Origin of the sequence: Nostoc sp. UIC 10607 (assembly GCF_047228265.1) — a bacterium.
GTDB lineage: Bacteria > Cyanobacteriota > Cyanobacteriia > Cyanobacteriales > Nostocaceae > Nostoc > Nostoc foliaceum_A.
This window is the reverse complement of sequence record NZ_JBIQNW010000063.1, coordinates 1-17,656: the sequence shown is the minus strand read 5'-3', so window position 1 is coordinate 17,656 and position 17,656 is coordinate 1. Positions and strand designations below refer to the sequence as shown.

Genomic DNA, 17,656 nt, shown 5'->3' with positions numbered 1-17,656 from the left:
TAATATGCATAAAGAACCGATTGCAATTGTCGGCATAGGATGTCGTTTTCCTGGAGCTAAGGATAAACAAGCTTTCTGGAAACTGTTACACGATGGTGTGGATGCCATTACAGAAGTACCTCTTTCACGGTGGAACATAGAAGCCTTCTACGATCCGGACACGACGAAGCCAGATAAAATGAATACCCGTTGGGGTGGTTTTTTGGAGCAAGTAGACCAATTTGACGCCCAATTTTTCGGTATCTCACCCCGAGAAGCTGTGAGCATGGATCCCCAACAGCGACTTTTGCTAGAGGTAACTTGGGAAGCACTAGAAGATGCAATGCTGATTCCGCAGAGTCTTTCTGGCACTCGAACGGGAGTGTTTATCGGTATTTCTAGCCACGATTACTACGAAATGTTTGTGGAGAATAGGATCGGGTTCGATGCCTATGCAGCGACGGGCAACAATAACTGCATTGCTGCTCACCGTATCTCCTACGTATTTAATTTGACTGGGCCTAGCATGGCAATTGATACAGCTTGCTCCTCTTCTCTAGTTGCAGTTCACCTCGCTTGTCAAAGTATATGGAGTGAAGAGTCAACTCAGGCAGTGGTGGGAGGCGTGCATCTGGTGTTATCTCCGTGGGTTACGGTTAGTTTCGCCAAAGGTGGGTTTATGGCTGCCGATGGTCGTTGCAAAACCTTTGATGCTGGAGCTAATGGCTATGTTCGTGGTGAGGGAGTTGGTGTAATTGTATTGAAGCCATTGTCAAAAGCAATGACCGACGGCGATCACATTTATGCAGTTATCCAGGGGAGTGCAGTTAACCAAGACGGGCGTAGCAATGGACTGACAGCTCCCAATCTCAAAGCACAAGAAGCAGTGTTGCGAGAAGCCTACTTTAAGGCAGGCGTCTCCCCTGGACAAAATCAGTATATTGAAGCACATGGTACTGGCACAGTCTTGGGCGACCCTATAGAGATGAAGGCTTTAGGAAAGGTGCTAGCAGAAGGACGCCCTCAAGGAAGCTACTGTAAAGTAGGTTCGGTTAAGACCAATATAGGACATCTAGAAGCAGCAGCGGGAATTGCCGGATTAATTAAAGTGGCGTTGTCTCTCAAACATCGACAGATTCCACCAAACCTGCATTTCCAACAGCCAAATCCCTATATTCCCTTTGATAAACTGCCAATGAGGGTTCAGCAAACCTTGGAGCCTTGGCCGCAAGGAAATGGTTTGGCACTAGCTGGGGTAAGTTCCTTTGGTTTTGGCGGCACAAATGCTCATGTGGTTTTGGCAGAAGCACCACTAGAAACTCAAAAGTCAAAAGCAAAAAGTCAAAAGAAAGATTCAATTGAACGTCCGCTACATCTTCTGACCTTGTCAGCTAAAAGTGAGAAAGCACTTTTAGAGATGGCACAACGTTATCAGGAGTTTCTTTTGAACCATCCTGAGGTATCGCTAGCAGATGTTTGCTTTAGTGCCAATACAGGGCGTACGCATTTTGACTACCGCCTTGCCGTAGTTGCTGAATCTACCGTGCAGTTGCAAAAAGAACTATCTGCTTTTACGGCTTCGGGGGAGACTACCACAGTTGTCAGTGGTCAGGTAAAAAGCAAGAAGCGTCCAAAAGTAGCATTTTTATTCACTGGACAAGGTTCGCAATATATTGGCATAGGACGCCAACTCTATGAAACTGCGCCTATCTTTAGGCAAGCCTTAGACCGTTGTGATGAAATTTTACGTCCTTATTCTTATTTAGGCAAGCCACTGCTAAGCGTTCTTTACCCTAAACCAGGAGAGACTTCGCCATTAGATCAGACCGCTTACACCCAACCTGCTTTATTTGCCATTGAATATGCACTCTCTCAGTTATGGAAATCTTGGGGTGTCGTACCCACCGCAGTGATGGGTCATAGTTTAGGAGAATACGTTGCAGCTTGTGTGGCGGGAGTCTTCAGTTTGGAAGATGGACTGAAGCTGATTGCCAAGAGAAGCCGCCTGATGCAGAGTTTACCGTCAGAGGGAGAGATGGCTGTAGTGTTTGCGGCGTCAGATACCATACGGGCTATTACTGAAATCAACAATAAAAAAGTAGCATTTGCTGCTATAAATACGTCTCAAAATACTGTAATTTCGGGAGAACGGCAGGCAGTTTTGTCAATTTGTACTGCCTTGGAAGCACAAGGAATTAAGACAAAAAAGCTACAGGTTTCCCACGCCTTCCACTCACCTTTGATGGAGCCAATGCAGGCAGAATTCCATCAAATTGCTGCTAGTATCACATATGGTGCTCCTCAAATTGACTTAATTTCCAACCTGACAGCAGAAAGATTAACTAAAAAAGATATTACGCCTGAGTACTGGTGTCGCCATTTACGATCTTGTGTGCAATTTGCTGATAGTTTAAAAACGCTTCACGCCTTAGGTTATGAGATATTTGTTGAGATTGGACCAAAACCTACCTTGTTGGGAATGGGGCGCAACTGTCTTCCAGAAGAAGTAGGCGTAATGCTCCCCAGTCTACGTCAAGGGCAGGATGATTGGCAGCAAATACTCCAGAGTTTAGGAAAACTATATACCTGTGGAGTACATGTAGACTGGTCTGGTTTTGACAGAGACTACGGGCGAGAGTTGATAAGCTTGCCAACCTATCCCTGGCAACGGCAACGCTATTGGATTGAAACTTCTGAACAAAGATATCCACAAGCAGAGTCTTTATCTAGAGAAAATAGACACAGTCCTATCACTAACTTGCTTGAGGCGGGAAATATTGAACAGTTATCTCAGTTAGTGCAAAAGGCAGAAAATTTTTCTTATGAACAGATAAAATTACTGCCTCAACTGTTATCAGTCTTAGTCAGGGAACACAAGCAATACCATGTACCAGACTTTATCCAAGACTTGTGCTACGAAATAGTTTGGCGACCTAAAGGGAGTATACAGCAGCAGTCGATTGGAGATTACATACCTGCTCCCGAAGAAATTCGCGAGATCCTAGAGCCTCAAGCAGAGCAGTTGATGTCGCAGCATTATCAATTATATGGGGAAGTATTAGTTCAACTGGAAGCTTTGAGTGTTGCCTATGTAATTACAGCATTCCAAGAAATGGGATGGAACTTTCAGTTGGGGCAACACTTTCATGTTGCAGAAATAATACAGCAGTTGGGTGTAGTCAGCCAACAAGAGCGGCTAATGAATCGTCTGTTGGAAATGCTTGTGGAAGTTGGGATACTCCAGTGCAAGGGCGAACAATGGCATGTGGTAGAAGTGCCTCAGATACAGCACCCTCAGTCACACTTAGGTGAGCTTTTATCTAAATACCCAAATGCCTCTGCCGAACTCACCTTGTTGCAGCGGTGTGGGTCAAATCTGGCACAAGTACTGCGGGGAGAACGTAATCCACTGGATTTGCTATTTCCCGAAGGCGACTTAACCACAGCAGCCGGGCTGTATCAGGATTCACCAGGGGCGAAAGTGATGAACACCCTGATGCAACAGGCTGTTTTATCAGTAGTAAAACACTTGCCATCAGGACGACCGCTGCGAGTATTAGAAATTGGTGCCGGAACTGGGGGAACTACCTCTTACCTACTGCCATCCTTTAATGCCCAGCAGACAGAATATGTCTTTACTGACCTATCTCCTTTATTCCTTGCTCAGGCGAAACAAAAGTTTCAAGATTTTGCCTTTGTCAATTATCAGTTATTGGACATCGAAAAAGAGCCACAGTTGCAAGGATTTGAACATTATAGGTACGATTTAATTATCGCAGCTAACGTGTTGCACGCTACCAAGGATTTGCAAGTGACCTTGCAGCATATACAAAAATTATTAGCTCCTCAAGGGATGTTATTGCTGCTGGAAGGAACTTTTAAAACACGCTGGCTGGATTTAATTTTTGGACTAACAGATGGGTGGTGGCGCTTCAATGATTTGCAGTTGCGACCCGACTACCCATTGCTGACAACTAATAGTTGGAAGAAGTTATTGCATGATAGTAGCTTTAAAGATGTAGCAACAATTGTCCCAAGTTATGCAGGAAACGTATCTCAGCAAGCGGTGATTCTAGCTCAAGCAGCTAAACCACAGGACACCAAAACAGAACCAGGAAGTTGGTTAATTTTTGCTGATAATCAAGGTATTGGTCAGCAGTTAGGTGAACTGTTGCGATCGCAACAAGAAGCTTGTATCCTCGTCTACTCTGGTACTGAGTATAAACAGATAGCAAAGCAAGAGTTCAGCATCAACCCAGCCTTACCAGAAGACTTTAAGCAATTACTACTTGAACAAGTGGCTTGCGATAAAACTCCCTGGCGTGGAGTGGTTTATTTGTGGAGCTTAGATACAGTTTCGGCAGACGCCCTAACAGTAACAGACTTAGAGATTGCCTCACAAACAGGATGTGGTGGTGTCTTGTCCCTAGTCCAATCTTTGATCAGTAAAGAATTTTCCCCGCCTTCTACCTTGTGGCTGGTGACTCAAGGAGCACAACGAGTGGGTGTAGAATCTACTTTTCTTGGTGTAGCCCAATCGCCTGTGTGGGGATTAGGAAAAGTAATTACAAATGAGCATCCAGAATTTAATTGTACTCTAGTAGATTTAGATCCTGTAGGAAATAACAACGCACAGAGCCTTTTTGCAGAAATTTGTTCACCCAAGCCAACTCGTAGTGATCATATAGCTTTTCGCAATGGGCAACGGTATGTTAACCGATTAGTACGCAGCGATAAAATTGTCAAAAAATCTCTGCAGCTAAAAGCCGATGCTACTTACCTAATCACAGGTGGTCTTGGTGGAATTGGTTTACTGGTAGCGCAATGTTTGGTAGAGCATGGGGCAAAGCACTTAGTTCTAGTAGGGCGTAGCAAACCTAACTCAGCGGCTACAGCAACCCTAAGAGCCCTTGAAGAAATTGGAACTCAGGTTGTAGTAGTCCAAGCTGATGTGTCACAAGAAGAACAAGTCACTTCTTTACTCACTCAAATCAAAATATCTCTACCGCCGTTGCGAGGCATTATCCATGCTGCAGGTATCTATGAAGCTTGCTTGCTACAAGAACATCAATGGGAACAGTTTGCTAAAGTTTTTGCACCCAAAGTGAGTGGTGCATGGAATCTACACACCCTAACCAAAGATATTCCTTTGGACTTTTTTGTACTTTTCTCTTCAGCTGCCTCTATATTTACTTCTTCAGGGTTAAGTAGTTATGCAGCAGCAAACACCTTTTTAGATTCTCTGGTACATCTAAGAAAGCTACTAGGTTTGCCAGGGCTAAGTATCAATTGGGGACCGTGGTCAACGGTAGGTATGACACACGTTGTTGGTAACAGGCGCTTTGCCCAGTTGATAGCTCAAGGAGTAGAGCCGCTCGAATCGCAGCAGGTGCTAGAAATTCTTGAACAACTAGTACAAAAAGATACCGCTCAAGTCGGAGTCATACACATCAACTGGTCGAAGTTTCTTGAGCAATTTCGAGTGGGTGGGTACCCTGCTCTCATCGCTGAGTTAGTGCCAAAAGTCCAGAAATTAGAACGATCCGAGCAAAAGGCAGCGCAACTGCCCCAAATTTTAGACCAATTAAAGACAGCCTCAACAGAGAAACGTCAATCACTATTAATTATTTACCTTCAACAGCAGATTGCCAAAGCATTAGGAATGAGCGCATTAGAACTCAATATCAATGAGCCTTTAAACCAAATGGGGCTTGATTCCCTAATGGTTATCGAACTCAGGAATCGTCTTCGAGCAGAGTTAGAAGTGGACATCCCGGTAGCAAAATTCTTGGATGGTTTGAGTGTTATTAGTTTGACAAAGCTTGTGAGCGAACAACTTTTTGAGGTTAATTCCACTTCAAAGGCATTTGGTGCACCCACAACTACATCTAGTAAAAACAGCAGGATTAGAGGTGAGTTATGAATTTAGTAGAGTTCCTCCAAAATCTTTCGGCAATAGGTATAGAATTGTGGGTTGAGGGCGACAAATTGTGCTATGAAGCTCCCGAAGATGTATTAACCCCTGAGTTATTGACCCAAATTAAGCAATACAAGCAAGAAATTATACAATTTTTGTTAAAACGTAGGGAGACAACTAAAAGTTATTCTCTCTCCTATGGTCAACAGGGACTTTGGTTTTTGTACCAACTGGCACCCGATAGTGCTGCTTACAACGTTGCATATGCAGCATGTCTGGTGTCAGAGTTAGATATTGAAGCCTTAGAAAAGGCGTTTCAAGCCTTAATTGAGCGTCATCCAGTCCTCTTAACTACGTTTACCACACACGACAGCAAACCTATACAAACGGTTCAGGAACATCAAAAAGTCTGCTTTAACGTACAAGAAGCTTTCAATTGGAGCCAAGATGATTTGAACAATTGGCTGACAAGCGAAAGCGATCGCCCTTTCAACCTAGAATGTGAACCCGTACTGCGCGTTAATGTATTAATTCGATACACTACAACAAGTACATCGGCTGAAAAGGAACCGATTCTGTTAATGACTGCACACCACATAGTAGTGGATTTCTGGTCATTAGAAATACTGGTAAATGAACTCAGGGTACTTTATAAAGCCATAAAGTCAGGTAAAGAGGCAGTACTCCCCCTTCAGAACCTGGAATATAGAGATTACGTAGAGTGGTCAATCCAAATGCTGACAGGTTCGCAAGGGGATGAACTGTGGGGTTATTGGCAGAAGCAACTAGCTGGTGAGTTGTCAATGTTGGAGCTGCCAACGCGCTACCGACCGTCAGTACAAACTTATAACGGTGCTTCTCACTCTTTCGTACTAGGAGAACAACTGACCCAAAAGCTCGCGGAATTAGCAAAGCAAGAAGGTGTAACTCTTTACACACTTGTACTAGCAGCATTCCAAGTTCTCTTACTACGCTACACCAATCAAGAAGACATTTTGATTGGCTCTCCAATGGCTGGTCGCAGCCTTGCGGAATTTGAAAAGATTGTTGGTTACTTTGCCAATCCTGTTGTCTTGCGAGGGGATCTTTCTGAAAATCCTACATTTGCAGAGTTATTGTGCCAGGTACGCTCCTGCGTGCTAGATGCGCTAGTACATCAAGACTATCCCTTCCCTCTGCTGCTCGAACGACTACAACCGCTACGCGACCAGAGTCGCTCACCACTTTATCAAGTGTCTTTCATTTGGGATCGCTTCCGCCGCAATGAAGGACTACAAGTATTATCAATGGATAGTGACGAATTAATTGTGGAGACGATAACTCCCGAATCAAGGGGGGCTGCCTTTGATTTAGCTTTGACGATTTTTGATGCAACAGGACCACTCAGAGGTATTTGGAAATACAACAGTGATTTGTTTAATGCTGAAACGATCACTCAAATGGCTGGGCATTTTCAAACACTGCTAGAGGGGATTGTTGTCAATCCCAATCAAAAGCTATCAGATATTCCGCTGCTGAGTAGTGCCGAACGGCATAAGTTGTTGGTGGAATGGAACGATACAACAGTAGAACATCCCCAACAACTGTGTATCCATGAGTTATTTGAAGCACAGGTGGAGTGGACGCCCGACGCGGTGGCAGTGGTGTTTGAAGATGAAATTCTTATATACCACGAGTTGAACACAAAAGCAAATCAATTAGCGCACTATCTGCGGTCATTGGGCGTGAAACCAGAAGTGCTAGTTGGGTTGTGTTTGGAGCGCTCCTTAGATCAGGTAGTGGGACTGCTGGGTATTCTTAAGGCAGGTGGCGCTTATTTACCGCTTGATCCAGCATATCCTCAAGACCGATTGGCGTTTATGCTAGAAGACGCAAAGGTGTCGGTACTACTGACGCAACAGTATTTGTTGGAACGCTTGCCAAAACATAAGACGACAGTAATTTCTTTAAACTCAGATACGGAGAAAATTGCACAACAAAGCAAGGAGAACCCAAAAAGTGGGGCAACACCTGGAAACCTTGCTTATATTCTCTATTCGTCTCGGCGAGGGATTTTAGTAGAGCATTGTGCGGTAGGTTACCGTTTGGATTGGCTGCAACAGACTTTTGCTCTGTCTTTTACTGATTCTGTGTTACACAAAGCTCCTTTAGCTCAAGATACAGCAGTTTGGGAAATCTTCTGGCCTCTAGTTAATGGGGGACGTTTGATAATTGCCGCCGCAAACAGCCAAGACGATCCAATCTACTTGCAGCACTTGATTGCCAGACAAAAGGTCAGTATAGTTGGTTTCGTCCCTTCAGCCCTATCGTCTTTTATTGAGTCCGCAGGTGAGGATTTAGTAACCCGCTTGAATTCATTGCGTTTGGTTCTTTGCAGTGGAGAGCCAATGCATCAGTCAGTAGCTCTTGCGTTTAGAGCGCATTTCACAGCCGAGCTACACAATCTTTACAGCTTACCTGAGTCAGCTGGAGAGGTAAGTTACTTTGCTTGCGAAAAACTTGGAACTTGGCAGACTGTACCAATTGGTTATGCGACTTACAGACCGATTTACGTTTTGGATCAGTACTTACAACCAGTACCAATCGGGGTGAAGGGGGAAATCTATGTCGGCGGTACGGGTTTGGCTCGCGGTTACCTCCAGCCTGAGGAAAAGACGGCGCAACGCTTTGTTAAAAATCCTTTCCAACAGACCCCCGATGCTCGTTTGTTCAAGACAGGTGAGTTGGGACGCCGTCAAAACGATGGCACACTGGAACTGCTAGGCTCAAGCATCAGGCAGACTTGGATCAAAGGTTACCGGGTAGAACTAATGGAGGTGGAAGCAGCGTTGTCGGCGGCTCCTTCTGTAGAGGATGCTTGGGTGCTAGTGCGCCAAACAGAAATAGAAGACCCGCAGTTGGTGGCTTACGTAGTTTTAAAAGGAGCCTTCAATCCAAAGCAGCTGCAATCCCACTTGCAAGCCCTTCTACCCGCTTATATGCTACCGTGCGCTTATGTACCGTTGTCTCAATTGCCACTGTTGGCAACAGGACAGGTGGACGAACAAGCTTTAGCTCGTCTTGAGGTGATTGATTCCGAATTGGTGCAAAAATGGGAAGAGCAATTGCAAAAGCAGCCCTCTATTGAGCAGGTGGCGGTGGTAGTTACTGAGCAGGTGTCTCGCTTGCCGTCGCTACACAAATCAGATTTGCTTCCTAACTGTCAATCTGCCGTTGAAAGGAGTTCGCAAGCAGCAACAACAGCCCAAGTAGGGGAGGCTTTCAAGGAGAAATCGGGGTCAAACAAGCTAGCCATCAGTCATGGTGAACCACTTCGACTTCCTGCTGATGCCCCGACGACTCTAGCAGGTGCCCTAGAGCGGGTAGCCAAACACAGCCCAACCAAAGGAATCGTCTACATCCAGTCCGATGGCAGTGAAATAAGTCAATCTTATGGGGATTTACTACTGGAAGCGCAACGAATTCTCATGGGATTAAGAAAGCTGGGCTTGAAGCCTCAAGACAAGGTGATTTTTCAGTTGGAGCAAAATCAAGATTTCATCCCTGCATTTTGGGGCTGTGTGCTGGGGGGCTTTGTTCCAGTACCGATAGCGATCGCCCCGACCTACTCGCAAGACAATAGTGCCACGCGCAAGTTGGAGAATGCTTGGCTGATGTTGGGGCGACCCTTGCTACTGACAAGTGCAACCCAAGCAGAGGCAATTCATTCTTGGTCAAAGGGATTGAAGAAACAAAACTTTCAACTGGCAACGGTTGATGACTTGCGCTCGAGTGAACCAGATCGAAATTGGTATCAATGCCAGCCAGAAGATTTAGCAATTTTACTTTTGACTTCTGGCAGCACAGGCATTCCTAAAGCGGTGATGCAGAGCCATCGCGCTCTTTTAAGCCGTTCGGCTGCTACCGCTCAAGCCAATAATTTTACAAGCCTAGATATCTCGTTAAATTGGTTTGGACTAGACCATGTTGGCGGTCTGGTGATGTTCCATATTCGCGACGTTTATCTCGGTTGCCAACAAATTCATGCTCCCACTCAATTGGTTCTGCAAGATCCACTGTTATGGTTAGATTGGATTGAGCGCTATCGAGCCACGATTACCTGGGCACCTAACTTCGCTTATGGGCTAATCAACGACCGGGCATCTGAGATCAGCTTGCGTCGTTGGGATCTGTCACAGATGCGATTTATTTTGAATGGGGGCGAGGCAATTGTTGCCAAACATGCCAGAAAGTTTTTGCAGTTGCTAGCTCCAAAAGGACTGCCTGCAACTGCCATGCACCCGGCATGGGGAATGTCCGAAACCAGTTCAGCCATGACTTTTGACCACAACTTTTCGCTCGACTCGACGATAGACAAGCAAAAGTTTGTGGAAGTAGGAGCACCGATTCCTGGAGTTAAGGTGCGGATTGTAGATAGTAACAACCAAGTAGTTGAAGAAAACACAATTGGTTTTCTGCAAGTCAAAGGACTGACGGTGACCTCTGGTTATTATCAAAATCCGGAACTCAACCAGGAAGTTTTCACCTCTGACGGTTGGTTTAATACTGGAGACTTAGGGTTTCTACGCTCTGGACGTCTGACCATTACTGGTCGCCAGAAAGATATCATAATTATTAATGGTTTCAACTATTACAGTCATGAAATCGAATCGGCAGTGGAAGAGCTTTCTGGTGTAGAGCTTTCATATACCGCAGCCGTAGCCGTGAGGGGTGCATTTGACCAGACTGATAAACTGGCAATCTTTTTCAGTTCCACAATCACTGATGAGGCAGAAGTTGTCAATCTCATTAAGGAAATCCGCAGTCAGGTTGTTCAAAAGATTGGCGTCAATCCAGACTATCTGGTTCCGGTTCAAAAGTCGGCAATTCCCAAAACTGTCATCGGCAAGATTCAGCGACAGCAACTGAGAAAGTCTTTTGAAGCTGGTGAGTTCAACGACATTCTCAAACAGCTTGACATCAACACTGGCAATGCCAATACTCTTCCCGACTGGTTTTACCGCAAGATTTGGCGTCCTAAACAAGCAGCAACCCACACGAATCAGCTTCATACAGGTCCTTACCTGGTTTTCCTGGATAGCTTAGGATTAGGAAAATTTATCTGTAGAGAACTCCATCGGCGAAATCAACCCTACATCACTGTGGAAGCGGGGTTACAATTCTTCAAGCTAAATCGCGATTCCTATTGCATTAATCCGAATGAACCCGAGCACTATGAGCACCTGCTAGAGTCCTTAAAAGCCGATGATTTCCGTATCGCCCAAATTCTTCATTTATGGACTTATGACGATTATGCTGGGGAAGTTTCCAGCTTAGAGGCTCTCGAAGATGCTCAACAACAAGGAATCTACAGTCTGCTGTTTTTGATACAAGCTCTGGCAAAAATCCAAGGTTTTGAGCATTCGGTTGAGTTGCAAGTGATTTCTAGCCATGCACAATTCACCTCAAGCGCTGACAAGATTGCTTATGAAAAATCTACGCTTATAGGATTTTTAAAGACAGTTCCTCTAGAGTTATCTTGGTTGCAATGTCGCCATATCGATTTAGAAATTCAGCCTGTGGAGGTGAATGCAGAGCATATTCAGAGAGAACTGGGCGTTGGGGGAAGCGATTCGGAAATTGCCTATCGTAATGGTCGGCGTCTTTGCTCGTCTGTTGCCAAAGTAGATATGTTGCAGCAACAAACCCAGGATATTCCCCTCAAGCAAGGTGGAATTTATCTGGTGACAGGGGGATTGGGTGGAATAGGTACATATCTGTGCCAATTTTTGATTAAGGAGTACAATGCAAAACTCATTACTGTAGGTCGAACAGAGTTGCCAAATAGAACTGAATGGTCGAAGTATCTTGACGGGGAAACACGTCTGGGTAAGCGTATCAAAAGTTACCTCTCAATTGAAGCAGCGGGTGGTGAGTTTATTTACAAAGCCGTTGATATATGCAACCTTGATGGTTTAGTTGATGTTGTTGCCCAAGCTGAGTCAATTTGGAATGAACCACTATCAGGGATTATTCATTTAGCAGGGGAAGGGAATTTAGAGTACCACTGGAAGGTCATAGACAAGCACTGGGTAACAGTGGAAACTCAAAAGACTTTCGATTCTATGTTGCGACCTAAGGTTCATGGCACGTGGACGCTCTACCAACTGATCAAGAACAATGCTCAAGCAGTATTTATTTCTTTCTCTTCAGTAAATAGTGTATTTGGAGGGGCTACCTTTAGCGCATATTCTGCTGCAAATAGTTTTCTAGATTGTTGTTCTCTGTATCAGCGATATCATTTACATCAACAGACTTACTGTTTTAACTGGGCGCTGTGGGATGACTTGGGCATGAGTCAGGGAAATCCGGAATATGCCCGCGATGCAGCTTTGGGTATGGGCTACCATATCATCTCAAAACAGCAAGGATTAAGTTCTTTGCTCGCAGCTTTGTATCGCAATCAGGCACACCTAATTGTGGGTTTAGATGGTAGCAATCGAAACATTCAACGATACACGGACAGCAAGTCTTATGCTATACAGAAGTTAACTGCTTATTTCACTGCGAGCAACAACGATTCCTCAAAAGCTAGCTTCACGGAATTGATGGTGCGTGATCGCTTTGGTACTAAGAGCACTTGCGATTTTGTCGGACTGCAACAGATGCCTCTAACAGACACAGGGGAAATTGACCGAGAGCAACTGAAAACGAAGGATAGCCAAGGACGCTCTGGCGCAAGTAAGTGGGTAGCGCCACGGACGGAGATTGAACGTCAGCTTGCTAGTATCTGGCAACAACTGTTGAGCGTCCCACAAATAGGCATACATGATAATTTCTTTGAGTTGGGAGGACATTCGCTGCTGGCGACTCAGTTGATCTCCAGGGTGCAAGATGTGTTTCAGTTGGAGTTGCCGTTGCGTAGCTTGTTTGAGAATCCAACGGTGGCACAACTGTCTAGTGTGATAGTACAGAGACTAATTGAGCAAACAGATGACGATATCTTGGCTCAGTTAGAAGAACTTGACGATGACCAAGTAAAAGCAATGCTAAAAGCCAAAAATACTTGAGTGTTCTCTCAAAGGAGGATGCAACAGACAACAATACTTTAGTCTCTTAAGTTTTTCGCCACATTGAACGGCTATCTTTTGAAACTCCTGATTCAAAGACATTTCCAAATTAACCTTTCAAAGATAGCGAAAACTTTTTAAAACTACCAAAATACTTAATCTTTTAATTCAAAGAGGATACTCACTTGAGCAATATCTCTAAAAAAACCGCAGATTTGTCTCCAGAGAAGTTAGAACTTCTCTTAAAACTACGTAACAAAAAACAGGAAAACTTAGAAAAAAAAGAAATAAGCCCGCAAAGTAGAGAAACTGGCTTATTCCCTCTACCCTTTGCCCAACAACGCTTGTGGTTCCTAAACCAGCTGATGCCTGGTAATCCTTTCTACAACATACCTTTTGCATTGCGTCTTGTCGGTAGCCTAGATGTGTTGGCGCTTTCGCGCAGCCTTAATGAAATCATCCGCCGTCACGAAACCCTGCGTACCTGCTTCCAGACAATTGATGCAAAGCCGACGCAGCTAATTGTGTCCACTTTTGAGTTAACAGTAGCCACTATCGACTTGCAACATCTGCCTCAAGGAAAGCGCTCAGATGAAGTTTGCAAACTGGCAAGCATTGAAGCCTCGCGACCGTTTGACCTCACTCAGCTACCATTGCTGCGCGTGACGCTATTGCACCTGACACCTACTGAACATGTGCTGCTGTTTGTTATGCACCACATTATATCAGACGGCTGGTCAATCGGAGTGTTCAATCGGGAGCTGACTGTACTCTACGAAGCCTTTGTCGCTGGCAAGCCTTCACCCTTACCAGAACTTTCAATTCAATATGCTGATTTTGCTGTCTGGCATCGGCAGTGGTTACAAGAACAAACACAAATCCAACAACTGCAGTACTGGCAGCAACAGTTGGCAGATATTACAGTACTACAGTTGCCCACCGATTACCCCCGACCAGCAGTACAGTCTTTTGCTGGTGCCACACAAATTCTGAAACTCCCCCAAAATCTAAAACAGGTGCTAGTGAAACTCAGCCAGCAACATGAAGTGACTCTTTTCATGACCATGCTTGCTGCTTTCAAAGTATTATTGCATCGCTACACAGGTCAAACAGATATTGTGGTGGGGTCTCCCATCGCCAACCGCAACCACAGTAGTTGCGAAGGACTAATTGGCTTTTTTGTCAACAATCTGGTCTTGCGTACTGATGTCTCAGGCAACCCCAGCTTTAGCGATTTGCTCACCAAGGTTCGCGAGGTGGCATTGGGAGCCTATGCTCATCAGGATTTCCCTTTTGAAAAGCTGGTGGAACAACTACACCCGGAGCGCAATCTCAGTCAAAACCCATTGTTTCAGGTGATATTCGCCCTCCAGAATGCGCCAATCCAAGAATTACAACTAAAAGGGCTGGAACTAAGCCGGTTAGAGTTGGAGTACAATACAGCGCGTGTTGACCTAGAATGGCACATATGGGAGCATTCCCAAGGTCTTGAGGTCATGGTAGCTTACGCAACAGATTTGTTTGCTCCAGAGACTATCGAGCGGATGGTGGATCATTTCCAGACGTTGCTATCTGGGATTGTTGCCAATCCACATCAACCAATTTCCCAATTGCCCCTGCTGAGTGAAGTTGAGCGACAGCAGTTACTCGTGGAGTGGAATGATACTGCTGTCAAGTATCCTACTGATAAGTGTATCCATTCTTTATTTGAAGAGCAGGTGGAGCGCACTCCGGATGGGGTGGCAGTAGTGTTTGAAGATCAACAACTAACGTATGAGCAGTTGAATTGTCGTGCGAACCAATTGGCACACTACTTGCGCTCTTTGGGTGTAAGTCCTGAGGTACTGGTCGGCATTTGTGTAGAACGCTCTTTAGATATGGTGGTAGGACTGTTAGGGATTCTCAAAGCAGGCGGAGCATACCTACCACTTGACCCAGAGTATCCCCAAGACCGATTGAGCTTCATGCTAGAAGATGCTCAAATTTCGTTACTGTTAACTCAGCAACGACTTCTTGACAGACTTCCTGAGCATCAAGCAAAACTTATCTTGTTAGATGAAACCTGGTCACAAATTGCCCAAAACAATCAAGATAACCCAACTAGTGAAGCCAAAGCCTTTCATCTAGCTAATGTAATTTATACTTCAGGATCTACAGGTAGACCGAAAGGTGTCATGGTTGAGCATAAGGGACTATGCAACTTAGCTCAAGCTCAGATTCAAACTTTTGGCTTGACTTCGGATAGTCGCATTCTCCAGTTTGCCTCCTTCAGTTTTGACGCTTCTATTTGGGAAGTCGTAATGGCGCTGAGGTCAGGTGGAACCCTATACCTGGGAACAAAAGACTCTCTATTGCCAGGGAAGCCGTTAATTGAGCGATTACGTGATTATTCTATTACCCATATCACACTACCACCATCGGCGTTAGCAGTTATACCCGTGGAGGAGCTTCCGGCACTGCAAACAATAATTGTAGCCGGAGAAGCTTGTCCTGCTGAATTAATCAAGCAATGGTCTATTGGGAGAAACTTCTTCAACGCTTACGGGCCAACGGAGGCTACTGTTTGTGCCACAATTGCAAAATGTACTGGAGATGACGAGAAAATATCTATTGGTCGTGCGATCGCCAACACGCAAGTTTACATTCTAGACAGCAATCTCCAACCAGTGCCGATTGGCGTACCAGGAGAGTTACACATCGGAGGCGCTGGGTTAGCGCGAGGCTACCTCAACCGCCCCGAGTTGACAACTGAAAAATTCATCCCCAACCCCTTTGAAAATTCAAAATTCAAAATTCGTCTTGGAAAGTTTGCTACGGAGGGAAACCCTCCTGGCAAATTTCCGCAAAATTCAAAATTAAATCGTCTGTATAAAACTGGGGATTTAGCCCGTTATCTACCGTCGGGCAACATTGAATACCTAGGACGCATCGACAATCAAGTAAAGATTCGCGGCTTCCGCATCGAATTAGGCGAGATAGAAGCAGTACTGAGTCAACACCCATCAGTTCACTCAGTTGTGGTCACAGCCAAAGTTGACACTCCTGGGGCTCAACGCTTAGTCGCCTACATCGTGCCACAAAACCAGTCAGCACCTACAATCAGCGAGTTGCGGCAATTTATGAAAACAAAGCTGCCAAATTACATGGTGCCATCTGCTTTTGTCATGCTGGAGTCCTTGCCCCTAACTCCTAATGGTAAAGTAGACCGCCTTACCCTGCCAGCACCTGATACAAATAACCTCGCTATGCAAGGTAGCTTTGTCCCGCCCCTTGACATCGTAGAACAGAAACTGGCCCAAATCTGGGCAGAAGTTCTGAAAGTCTACCCTGTTGGAGTAAAAGATAATTTCTTTGACCTCGGTGGCCATTCTCTTTTAGCTGTACAACTGATGGCACGGATTGAGCAGCAATTCAAGAAAAATCTCCCCTTGGCGACACTCTTCCAAAACTCAACTATTGAACAACTAGCGACTATTCTCCGCCAGCCGATAGATGCTTTAAATTGGTCTCCTTTAGTACCTATTCAGCCTAATGGTTCTAAGCGACCTTTCTTCTGCGTGCCTGGAGCGGGTGGCAATACCATCTACTTGTACAACCTGGCGCATCATTTAGGTAAAGAGCAACCATTTTATGGGTTGCAATCACTTGGTCTTGACGGGGAATCAAAGCCGCACACACAAATCGAGGATATAGCAGCTTCTTACATTCAAGCAATACAGTCGATTCAACCCTCTGGACCGTACCTTTTGGGCGGTCATTCCTTTGGCGGTAGAGTAGTTTTTGAGATGGCGACTCAATTACACGAGCGGGGATATGAGGTCGCTCTACTTGCCCTTTTGGATGCTGGTGGACCTGGTTATAGAACGGATGAACTAGATATTGATGGCATTGATGATGCTGGATGGATGAAGAAGATTGCCAGCCTAGTCGAAACCTTCTACGGAAAGAGCTTAAACGTATCCGACGAAGCTCTCAAAGTTCTTGCTCCAGATGAGCAACTGAACTATTTCAAACAGCAGTTACAAATGGTCGATTTCCTGGCTCCCGATGTTGGAATTAAGCAAGCTCGCGGTTTAATCCAGGTTTTCAAAACTAACTTTCAAACGGGTTCTGTTTATATGCCACAAACAGTCTATCCTGCTCAGATTACATTTTTCCGGGCTAGCGAGGAGATTGATGCTGTTAGTCATGCAAACTCTGAAACTTTAAAAGAAGAACTAGGAATGGGTTGGGACAAGTTTTCTGCTCAACCTCTGGATATCTACCTTGTTCCTGGTGACCATGTCACAATGATGAGTGAACCTCATGTTCAGGTTTTAGCACAACAACTAACAATCTGCATTGAGCGGTCAGAGGCAGATGATTGAGGGATCACAAGATGGCGTAATAACCCAAGTTCAGTAAACCAAAAAGTTTTTCCGAAAGGCGATCGCTACAATAGCTGGGAGTTCGGTATGGTTTTTCTATCTCAATACTCGCGAACGTAGGAGCTTTTTTGAATCAGCCAGGAATTTTTGACGAAATAGTACAATACTTTCAGTCAATCCTGAAAGATTTACCTGATAAGCGAACAGGTAAAAACAAACGCTATCAAATGAGCGATGCAGCATTAAGCGCATTCTCTATATTTTTTAGTAAGGATTCAGGCCTAATATTTAGGAAGCAAAGACGGGCGAGACTGAGAATCAGCCAGTAGTGCTTGTACAAAGAA

The 17,656-nt window shown here is 45.0% G+C and carries 3 protein-coding genes; all 3 read left to right on the top strand.

Translation table 11 applies throughout. From position 1 onward, the window contains the following. The first annotated feature begins 4 nt into the window (after positions 1-4). The 3 genes from ACEYW6_RS30070 (at position 5) to ACEYW6_RS30060 (ending at position 17,312) form a co-directional block, all read left to right on the top strand. Positions 5-5,902, top strand: a complete 5,898-nt coding sequence (locus ACEYW6_RS30070; RefSeq protein WP_412982651.1) for a type I polyketide synthase — start codon at positions 5-7, stop codon at positions 5,900-5,902. Then, positions 5,899-12,945, top strand: a complete 7,047-nt coding sequence (locus ACEYW6_RS30065; protein WP_412982650.1) for an amino acid adenylation domain-containing protein — start codon at positions 5,899-5,901, stop codon at positions 12,943-12,945. Before ACEYW6_RS30070 ends, ACEYW6_RS30065 begins: the two co-directional genes overlap by 4 nt. A 185-nt stretch (positions 12,946-13,130) precedes the next feature. After that, positions 13,131-17,312, top strand: coding sequence for an amino acid adenylation domain-containing protein (locus tag ACEYW6_RS30060; RefSeq protein WP_412982649.1), 4,182 nt, complete (start codon positions 13,131-13,133; stop codon positions 17,310-17,312). Positions 17,313-17,656 lie beyond the last annotated feature (344 nt).

Coding starts and splice junctions, on each gene's coding strand:
- ACEYW6_RS30070 (WP_412982651.1), top strand. CDS start 5: ATGCATAAAGAACCGATTGCAATTGTCGGCATAGGATGTCGTTTTCCT.
- ACEYW6_RS30065 (WP_412982650.1), top strand. CDS start 5,899: ATGAATTTAGTAGAGTTCCTCCAAAATCTTTCGGCAATAGGTATAGAA.